This is a genomic window from Mesorhizobium sp. M1406, assembly GCF_040317555.1.
GTDB lineage: Bacteria > Pseudomonadota > Alphaproteobacteria > Rhizobiales > Rhizobiaceae > Mesorhizobium.
Map to the genome: position 1 here is coordinate 1 of NZ_JAMYKW010000115.1, position 8,585 is coordinate 8,585.

General features: G+C 62.4%; 9 protein-coding genes. 7 read left to right on the top strand and 2 right to left on the bottom strand.

Annotated elements, in window-relative coordinates; genetic code table 11:
• Positions 1-282 precede the first annotated feature (282 nt).
• Together NKH03_RS33615 and NKH03_RS33620 are read right to left on the bottom strand one after the other, a co-directional pair.
• A complete protein-coding gene (locus tag NKH03_RS33615; protein ID WP_352973156.1) occupies positions 283-1,083 on the bottom strand; it encodes a creatininase family protein in 801 nt (266 codons plus the stop codon).
• Between the two features lie 55 nt (positions 1,084-1,138).
• Complete coding sequence (locus tag NKH03_RS33620; RefSeq protein WP_352873808.1) at positions 1,139-1,522, bottom strand: RidA family protein; 384 nt, start codon at positions 1,520-1,522, stop codon at positions 1,139-1,141.
• A gap of 266 nt (positions 1,523-1,788) precedes the next feature.
• On the opposite strand from NKH03_RS33620, the gene NKH03_RS33625 reads away from it, so the two are divergent.
• Genes NKH03_RS33625 through NKH03_RS33655 form a run of 7 tightly spaced genes read left to right on the top strand, consistent with a single transcriptional unit; the run spans position 1,789 to position 8,388 of the window.
• Positions 1,789-2,793, top strand: coding sequence for an ABC transporter substrate-binding protein (locus NKH03_RS33625; protein ID WP_352973157.1), 1,005 nt, complete (start codon positions 1,789-1,791; stop codon positions 2,791-2,793).
• 11 nt (positions 2,794-2,804) lie between these two features.
• A complete protein-coding gene (locus NKH03_RS33630) occupies positions 2,805-3,632 on the top strand; it encodes an ABC transporter ATP-binding protein (protein WP_352973158.1) in 828 nt (275 codons plus the stop codon).
• Entirely contained in the window at positions 3,619-4,470 is an 852-nt protein-coding gene (locus tag NKH03_RS33635) for an ABC transporter permease (RefSeq protein WP_352877077.1), read from the top strand. The genes NKH03_RS33630 and NKH03_RS33635 overlap by 14 nt, the downstream gene beginning before the upstream one ends.
• Before the next feature lie 4 nt (positions 4,471-4,474).
• Entirely contained in the window at positions 4,475-5,776 is a 1,302-nt protein-coding gene (locus tag NKH03_RS33640; RefSeq protein WP_352973159.1) for a cytosine deaminase, read from the top strand.
• Positions 5,776-7,176 (top strand): FAD-binding oxidoreductase, encoded by a 1,401-nt coding sequence (locus NKH03_RS33645; protein WP_352973161.1) that lies wholly within the window; start codon positions 5,776-5,778, stop codon positions 7,174-7,176. Before NKH03_RS33640 ends, NKH03_RS33645 begins: the two co-directional genes overlap by 1 nt.
• 43 nt (positions 7,177-7,219) lie before the next feature.
• Complete coding sequence (locus NKH03_RS33650) at positions 7,220-7,801, top strand: NAD(P)H-dependent oxidoreductase (RefSeq protein ID WP_352877072.1); 582 nt, start codon at positions 7,220-7,222, stop codon at positions 7,799-7,801.
• Positions 7,801-8,388 (top strand): NAD(P)H-dependent oxidoreductase, encoded by a 588-nt coding sequence (locus NKH03_RS33655; RefSeq protein ID WP_352973160.1) that lies wholly within the window; start codon positions 7,801-7,803, stop codon positions 8,386-8,388. The genes NKH03_RS33650 and NKH03_RS33655 overlap by 1 nt, the downstream gene beginning before the upstream one ends.
• Positions 8,389-8,585 lie beyond the last annotated feature (197 nt).

Genomic DNA, 8,585 nt, shown 5'->3' on the forward strand with positions numbered 1-8,585 from the left:
GTCGCAAGGAAGCTTCTCGTCGTCCTAAACGCCATCATTCGAGACAAAAAAGCTTTCGCATGAACACAGTTGCCATGCCGCGACAGCGGCCGAAGAACGCAGCGGAGCAGAATTCTGCACGGCTGCGGCGCTCCCAGGTCGCGGCATGGATCCCGGGGTCTGCGCCGCGTCGCTTCGCTCCTTGCTCCGCCCCAGGATGACGAAGGAGAAAGGCTCGGCTAACCTCGGAGGGCGCGATGTGCCATTGCACGGTCAGAATATCTGTACCGAGCAACTATGCTATTACAGCCAGTCGGCGAGTTTCGCCTTGCGCACATCCCGCAGCAGGCTGATGAAACCATCGGCCTGATATTCTGCCGTCAGCCGGCCTTTTTCCGATGTCGCGATGCTGGCGTCGCCGACCACGCCGTTCGGGTTGAGATCCCCAGCGATCCAGGCGAAGGCGTGGGTGCCGGTGTGGCGCAGCAGCGAGAATTCCTTCTCGGCCTTGGCGACATTGGAAACGAAATTGTCGGCCTTGCCCATGTCGACAAGGTCCGGCCTGAAATGCAGCATCAGCGAGGTCTCGACATCTCCGCCATGGATGCCGTGGCGGTCTTCGAGTTCGGTGTACATGCCGGCCGGGCGGCCAAAACGCTGCCAGCTGGTCTTCACCGCCAGCATCTTTTCGCGCACACGCAATTCACGCGTGACGATGCCCATGATCTCCTCGTTGCCACCGTGCGAATTGACGACGATCAGCTTGCGCACGCCGGCGCGCGCGACTGATAGGCCTAGCTCGGTCCAGGCATCGACCAATGTCGTTGCCGGCAAAGTGAGGGTGCCCGGAGCGTGAAGGTGCTCGTTCGACTTGCCCACCGCCTGCACCGGCAGGATGCGGATGTCGAGATCGTCGGGCAGGCGCGAAATGACCGTGTCGAGCATGCCGTTCATGATCGAGCTGTCGGTCGAAACCGGCAGATGCGGTCCATGCTGCTCGATCGCCGCCAGCGGCAGCACGGCGATCGTCGCCTCCGGATCGATCGAGGCGTATTCGGTGGTCCGGTAGTCGCCCCACCACACGCGTCTTTTTGCAACGGTCATGCCACGCCTCTTCAATGGATGAGTCAGACCTAGCGCGGGAAGGATGGCCTGTCGATCACCCCGCCGCGATCGCCTCTACCTCGACCTTGAATTCGGGCCGCGCGAATCCGGAGACGATCATCAGCGTCGAGGCCGGCGCGGGGTTCGAAAACAGCCGGTCGCGGACATCCATGTAGGGCCGCAGATGTGCGCGGTCGGTGACATAGGCGTTGATGCGCACGATGTCCCCGAGACCCAGTCCGGCCTCGCCGAGCACCGCTTCGATATTGCGGAAACAGAGCTCGGCCTGTGCCCCGGCGTCTTCCGGGATCTCGTCGTCCGCCGTAATGGCAACCTGGCCCGAGCACAGTACCAACCGCTTGCCGGCCGGCACTTCGACGCCATGGCTGTAGCGGGCAAAGGGCGGCTTGATCGACTTCGGGGTGTGGAATTTGAACATGGCAATCTCCTGGATGCCGCCAGCCTAAGGCCTGACCCGTCACACCTTCAAGATGGCGGTGCATGTTCCCGGGGCGATTGTGGACAGGCGTTCAAAAAATAGGCACGATGCCTCTGGTGCAGCACGACCTTGTCCGGCTTTCGCAGATGGCTGTGGTGCAAGCGGGCGGTCCCGGCGCGAGGGGCTGGTGGCATATGTCTTGCTTCTTGAATCTTTGGTGTCGAGCCTGGCGCGTGGCGCGTCAGAGCAAACAAAGGGTGGTGTCGATGTACGGAAAACAGAAGATTTCGGCGGCGGTGGTGGCTCTGCTTGCAGCCGGCACGCTGAGTGCCGCTGCGAATGAAAAAGTCACCTTCGGCACCAACTGGTTGGCCGAGCCGGAACATGGCGGATATTATCAGGCCGTGGCGGACGGCACCTATGCCGCCTGCGGCCTCGACGTCACCATCATGCAGGGCGGTCCGCAGGTCAGCGGCCGGCCGATGCTGCTGGCCGGCAAGATCGATTTCTACATGGGCGGCAATCTGCTGTCGGCTTTCGATGCCGTCCAGCAAGGCATTCCGATGCGCGTGGTGGCAGCGGACTTCCAGAAGGATCCGCAGGTCATCATGTCCCACCCCGGCGAGGGGCTCGACAAATGGGAGGATTTGAAGAACGCCGAGCAGTACATATTGGGCGACGAGGGCGTGCAGACCTTCTTCCAGTGGATGGTCATCGAGCTCGGCTTCGATGCCTCGAAGCGCGCGCCCTACACCTACAACACCGCTCCATTCCTCGCCAACAAGAAGTCGATCCAGCAGGGCTACGTCACCTCCGAGCCGTTCGCGGTCAAGAAGGAAGGCGGCTTCGTGCCGAACCAGTTCCTGCTTGCCGACTATGGCTGGGATACCTACTCGACGACGATCGAAGTGATGCAAGACACGATCGACAAGAAGCCGGAGGTGGTCCAGTGCTTCGTCGATGGTTCGGCCAAGGGCTGGTACAAATATCTCTACGGCGACAACAAGGCCGCCAACGACATGATCAAGAAAGACAATCCCGACATGAGCGACGACCAGATCGCGTTCTCGATCGAGCAGATGAAGAAGTTCGGCCTGGCCGATTCCGGCGACACGGAAAAGCTCGGCATCGGCGCAATGACCGACGCGCGGGTCCAGAGCTTCTACGACAAGATGGTCAAGGCCAAGGTCACGCCAGCCGGCATCGACATCAAGAAGGCCTACACGCTGACCTTCGTCAACAAGGGCGTCGGGCTCGAGCTGAAGAAGTAGGCCGTCCCGGCATGATGCAGGAAAAAGTGGCGCCAGCGTCGTATGCGTCGGGTACAGCCCCGACGCTTCTGGCGCTGCGTGGCGTCGGCAAGGTGTTTTCCAACGGCGTGACGGCGCTGAGCGATGTCGACCTGACGATCAGGGAAGGCGATTTCCTCAGTCTGCTCGGGCCGTCGGGCTGCGGCAAGTCGACGGCGTTGCGGTTAATCGCGGGCCTGTCGACGCCGACCTCCGGCGTGCTCGATTGGCGCGGCGGCGGCGCGCTTGACCGCTCGAACATCGGCTTCGTCTTCCAGGAGCCGACGCTTTTGCCCTGGGCAAACGTCTTCGACAATGTCTGGCTGCCGCTTCGGCTGAAGGGCATCAGCCGTGCCAAGGCCACGCCAGTGGTGACGGAAATGCTGGCGCGGGTGCACCTGACCGGTTTCGAGAACGCGGTGCCGCGCGAACTGTCCGGCGGCATGAAGATGCGCGTCTCGATCGCGCGCGCCATGGTGACCAAGCCGCGCGTGCTGCTGATGGACGAGCCGTTCGCGGCACTCGACGAGATCACTCGCTTCAAGCTCAACAACGATCTGCTGGAGCTGTGGCAAGACGAACGCTTCACCGTCGTGTTCGTCACCCACAGCGTCTTCGAAAGCGTCTTTCTCTCCAACCGCGTCGTCCTCATGGCAGCACGGCCGGGCAGGGTGTTCGACGAACTCGCGATCGAGGCCAGCTATCCGCGCGACGAGGCGTTTCGCACCTCGCCCGACTATGCGGCACTGTGCCGTCAGGCCTCCGATGTGCTGGTCAAGGCCATCAACTCAACAGCAGGCACACACCATGACGGCCATTGACGAGCGGGTGCTCGAACTCGACCCCGAGGAAGCACGCCGGGTGCGCCAGGAACGCTTCGAGCGGATCGGCCGCTGGGTGCTGCCGCTGGCGATCATGATCCTGGCGATCTGGCTGTGGGACCGCATCTGCGTATGGAACCAGATTCCGCAGTACATCCTGCCGCGTCCCGGCGTCGTTCTGTGGACGCTCTACAACGACGCCGGCCTGCTGTTTTCCTCGCTTCTGGTCACCTTGCGCATCACCTTCCTCAGCCTGGCTCTGGCCGTCATCGGCGGGGTCGGGCTGGCGGTGCTGTTCGCGCAGTCGAAATGGGTTGAGATGTCGTTCTTCCCGTTCGCCATTGTGCTGCAAGTGACGCCGATCGTGGCGATCTTTCCGCTGATCAACATCTATGTGAACGACCAGACGACCAAGCTATTGCTATGCGCCTGGATCGTCGCCTTCTTTCCGATCCTGTCCAACACCACGCTCGGTCTCAATTCCGTCGACCGCAATCTGCGCGACATGTTCAAGCTCAATGGTGCGACGCGCTGGCAGCAGTTGCGCTATCTCAGGCTGCCGGCGGCGATGCCCTATTTCCTCGGCGGGTTGAAGATCGCCGGCGGCCTGTCGCTGATCGGCGCCGTGGTGGCAGAATTCGTCGCAGGTACCACCGGCCAGTCGTCTGGCCTTGCCTCGCGCATCATCGAGGCCGGCTACCGGCTCAACGCGCCGCGGCTGTTCGCGGCGCTGTTCTTGATCTCGCTCACCGGCATCCTGATCTTCCTGGTGCTGTCGCTGATTTCGCATCTTATTTTGCGGCGCTGGCACGAAAGCGCACTGAAGCAGGAGCGCTAGGGTCTTGATTCCCAACACAGGGTCATACCGGCTCGCCAACGTCCGGCTTCACGCGTCCCTGACACCGGGCCTTGGTGCTGCCTTTGATGGCGATGGCTTCGCGCTCGCCGACATCACTGTGGCCGACGGCAAGATCGCCGGCATTGCCGCGCATCGTCGTGCAGAAGTGTTGGCCGGTACCATCGATCTTGGCGGCCGCATCGTGCTGCCCTGTTTCGTCGATTGCCATACGCATATCGACAAGGGCCATATCTGGCCGCGAAAGCCCAATCCCGACGGCACCTTCATGGGTGCGCTGAATGCCGCCGGCGCCGATCGTGTGGCACGCTGGAGCGCCGAGGACGTGGCGCGCCGCATGGATTTTTCGCTGCGCTCGGCCTACGCGCATGGCACCAGGGCGCTGCGCACCCACATTGACAGCGTTGCACCGCAGGAGGAGATCTCCTGGCCGGTGTTCGAGACGATGCGCGAGGCCTGGCGTGGCCGCATCGAATTGCAAGGCGCCTGCCTGCTTGGCATCGAGGGGGTGCGCGACAAAAAATGGTTCGACAGGCTGGCAAAACGGGTTGCGGCCGCGAAGGGCGTGCTCGGTGTCGTCACCTATATGGTGCCGGACCTCGAAGAACTGCTCGACCATGTCTTCGCGCAGGCCATCAAGCATGGCCTCGATCTCGATTTCCATGCCGACGAGACCGACGATATTGCCGCCATATCGCTGAAGAAGATCGCCGAGGCCGCTCTCTGGAACGGCTTCGAAGGCAATATCCTTGTCGGCCATTGCTGTTCGCTGGCGCGCCAGCCCGACCTCGATGTGCTCGACACGCTGGACAAGGTGGCGAAAGCCGGGCTCGCCGTCGTCTCGCTGCCGATGTGCAATCTCTATTTGCAGGACCGGCGCGGCGATGGCACCACGCCGCGCTGGCGTGGCGTGACGCTGCTGCACGAGATGAAGGCGAGGGGTATTCCGGTCGCGGTCGCTTCCGACAACACGCGCGATCCGTTCTATGCCTATGGCGATCTCGACATGCTGGAGGTCTACCGCATGGCGACACGCATCCTGCATTTCGATCACCCGGTCGCCGACTGGCCGCAAGCTGTCACCGCAACGCCGGCCAAAGTGATGCGGCTCGATGGCTTCGGCACGCTGGCCGCCGGCGGCGATGCCGATTTCATCGTGTTCAAAGGTCGAAGCTGGACGGAATTGCTGTCGCGGCCCGAATCGGATCGCATCGTCGTGCGCGGCGGCAAGGCGATCGACCGGCAATTGCCCGACTACGCCGAACTCGACGAACTGATGGTGGAATGATGGACGTTTCGGCGCTCAAACGCGATCTCGAAGGCCTGAAGGTCGACGACAATCCGGCCATCGTCCAGCAGAAGAGCCGCGATTTCTATTGGTACAGCCCGGTGCTGAAGCAGCAGCTCGATCATGTCACTGGCGATTTGATCGTGACGCCGAAGAACGAGGCCGAACTGGTCCGCGTGCTTGCCGCCTGTCACCGGCATGGCGTGCCGGTGACGCCACGCGGCAGCGGCACCGGCAATTACGGCCAGGCGATGCCGCTTTCGGGCGGCGTCGTGCTCAACCTCGCCGAAATGAACGAGATCAAATCGATTGCGCCGGGGCGCGTGGTGACAGGTCCCGGTGCCATTCTGGCCGATATCGACAAGGCAACGCGGGCGCATTCCGGGCAGGAGTTGCGGCTGTCGCCGTCCACCTACAACACGGCCTCGATCGGCGGCTTCATCGCCGGCGGCTCGGGTGGTGTCGGCTCGATCAATTTCGGTGGCCTGCGCGACTTCGGCAACGTGCTTCGACTGCGCGTGGTGACCATGGAGGCAGAACCGAAAGCGCTCGAGCTCACCGGTGAGGATCTGCACAAGGTCACACACGCCTATGGCACCAACGGCATCATCACCGAAGTCGAAATGCCGCTGACGGCTGACTACGACTGGGTCGACGTCATCATCGGTTTCGACCGTTTCATGGATGCGGCGCGCTACGGCAATGCGCTGGCGTGCCAGGACGGCATCCTGACCAAGCTCATCACGCCGATAGCGGCACCCGTGCCGCAACTCTATTTCAAGCGGCACCAGAAATTCCTGAAGGAGGGACAAAGCATCTGCGTCGTCATGGTGGCGCAGCATGGGCTGGATGCCTTCCTGGCCTTCACCCGCCGTGCCGGTGGCGAGGTGATCTTCAATGCGGCCACGGCAACGCCGGACGAGACAAAAGGCCTGCCGCCGGCCTATGAGCTGGCCTGGAACCACACGACGCTCAGGGCGCTGCGCGTCGATCCTTCGATCACCTATCTGCAATCGCTTTATCCCTTTCCCAACCAGTTGGCGCTGGTCGAGAAGATGGACGCGATGTTTCCGGGGGAGGTTTTTTCGCATCTCGAATTCGTGCGGCTGGACGGCAACATCACCTGCTTCGGCCTGCCGCTGGTCAAGTTCACCACCGAAGCGCGGCTCGACGAGATCGTGCGCCTGCATGAGGAGAATGGCTGCCCGATCTTCAACCCGCACCGCTATACGCTGGAAGAGGGCGGCATGAAGCAGACCGACGCGGTGCAGCTTGCCTTCAAGCGGGAGACTGATCCTCGAGGGTTGCTCAATCCCGGCAAGATGATCGCCTGGGAGAACCCGGATTACGATTATCGGTCGGGCCGGACTTTTTTGTTCAAGGGGCTGCAAAGGGTGTGATGAGGACAGGTTTGCGCTTGAACACCCTAGGGGATATTCCCCTGTGAACATCCTTGTCCTCTACGCCCATCCGGTCGAGACCAGCTTCAATGCCGGCCTGCACCGGATGATCGTCGAGCGGTTGACAGCGGCCGGTCATACGGTCGACGACTGCGATCTCTATGCCGAGGATTTCGATCCGCGGCTGACGCGCAAGGAAAGGCTGGACTATCACAACCAGCGCGGCACCTCCGATGCGGTGGCTTCCTATGTCGAACGCCTGCTGCGCGCCGATGCGCTGGTGCTTTCCTATCCAGTCTGGAACTACGGCTTTCCGGCGATCCTGAAAGGCTTCTTCGATCGCGTCTTCTTGCCGGGCGTGTCGTTCAAGCTGGTCAACGGCAAGGTGCAGCCGTCGCTGCACAACATCCGTAAGGTCGCAGCGGTGACCACCTATGGCGGCAGTCGGTTCCGCGCCTTGCTGATGGGCGATCCGCCGCGCAAATTGATCAAGCGTATGCTGCGCGCCACCGTAAAACCGGGCGCGCCGGTGAGCTATCTCGCGCACTATGCAATGAACCTGTCTACCGACGGCACGCGCAAGGCCTTCGTGGCAAGGGTCGCAGCCAGCATGGACGCGTTCTGATGCGCGCGCTGGTGGTCTACTGCCATCCGGTGCCCGACAGCTTCTGCGCCGCAATCCGCGATACCGCCGTGGACGTGCTGACGCGAAGAGGCTGGGAGGTGCGGCTGCTCGACCTCTATGCCGAGAAATTCGATCCGGTGATGAACTGCGACGAGCGGCGCTCCTACAATGACCAGGCGCCGCAGGACCCGGCGCTGAGGCCGCATTTCGAGCTGCTTAACTGGGCCGAAGCGATCCTGTTCGTCTATCCGACCTGGTGGTACGGGCTGCCGGCGATGCTGAAGGGCTGGCTCGACCGGGTGTGGGCGACGGATGTCGCGTTCAAGCTGCCGGCTGGCAAGGGGCGGATCAAGTCGCTGATGACGCATGTGATAAAGATCGGCGTCATCACCACCTGCGGGGCGCCGACCTGGTGGAGCGTCGTCGTCGGCCAGCCCGGACGCAAGACCCTTTTGCGCGGCATGCGGGCGCTGTGCGCGACGCGTTGCCGGACCTTTTTCCTGGCGCACTATCTGATGGATTCCTCGACGCCGCGGACAAGGGCGGCGTTTCTGGCGAAAGTGCGGGCGAAGCTGGAGCGGTTTTGAGTGGCACGACTTTCCCTTCTCCCCTTGTGGGCCCCTTGTGGGAGAAGGTGTCGCCGAAGGCGACGGATGAGGGGTGTTCCAGCGAGCGCCAACGCCTCACTCCGCTGGAACACCCCTTGTATCTGCACAGGGATGATTTTGTGCGATGGAAGCGACTGAGCCTCGGGCTGGATGGCCATCCGGCCCGAGGCTTGGCG

Excerpts from the sequence above, each read along its gene's own strand:
- NKH03_RS33620 (WP_352873808.1), bottom strand. The coding sequence starts at position 1,522 with ATGTTCAAATTCCACACCCCGAAGTCGATCAAGCCGCCCTTTGCCCGC.
- NKH03_RS33655 (WP_352973160.1), top strand. The coding sequence starts at position 7,801 with ATGCGCGCGCTGGTGGTCTACTGCCATCCGGTGCCCGACAGCTTCTGC.
- NKH03_RS33635 (WP_352877077.1), top strand. The coding sequence starts at position 3,619 with ATGACGGCCATTGACGAGCGGGTGCTCGAACTCGACCCCGAGGAAGCA.
- NKH03_RS33615 (WP_352973156.1), bottom strand. The coding sequence starts at position 1,083 with ATGACCGTTGCAAAAAGACGCGTGTGGTGGGGCGACTACCGGACCACC.
- NKH03_RS33630 (WP_352973158.1), top strand. The coding sequence starts at position 2,805 with ATGATGCAGGAAAAAGTGGCGCCAGCGTCGTATGCGTCGGGTACAGCC.
- NKH03_RS33645 (WP_352973161.1), top strand. The coding sequence starts at position 5,776 with ATGGACGTTTCGGCGCTCAAACGCGATCTCGAAGGCCTGAAGGTCGAC.
- NKH03_RS33625 (WP_352973157.1), top strand. The coding sequence starts at position 1,789 with ATGTACGGAAAACAGAAGATTTCGGCGGCGGTGGTGGCTCTGCTTGCA.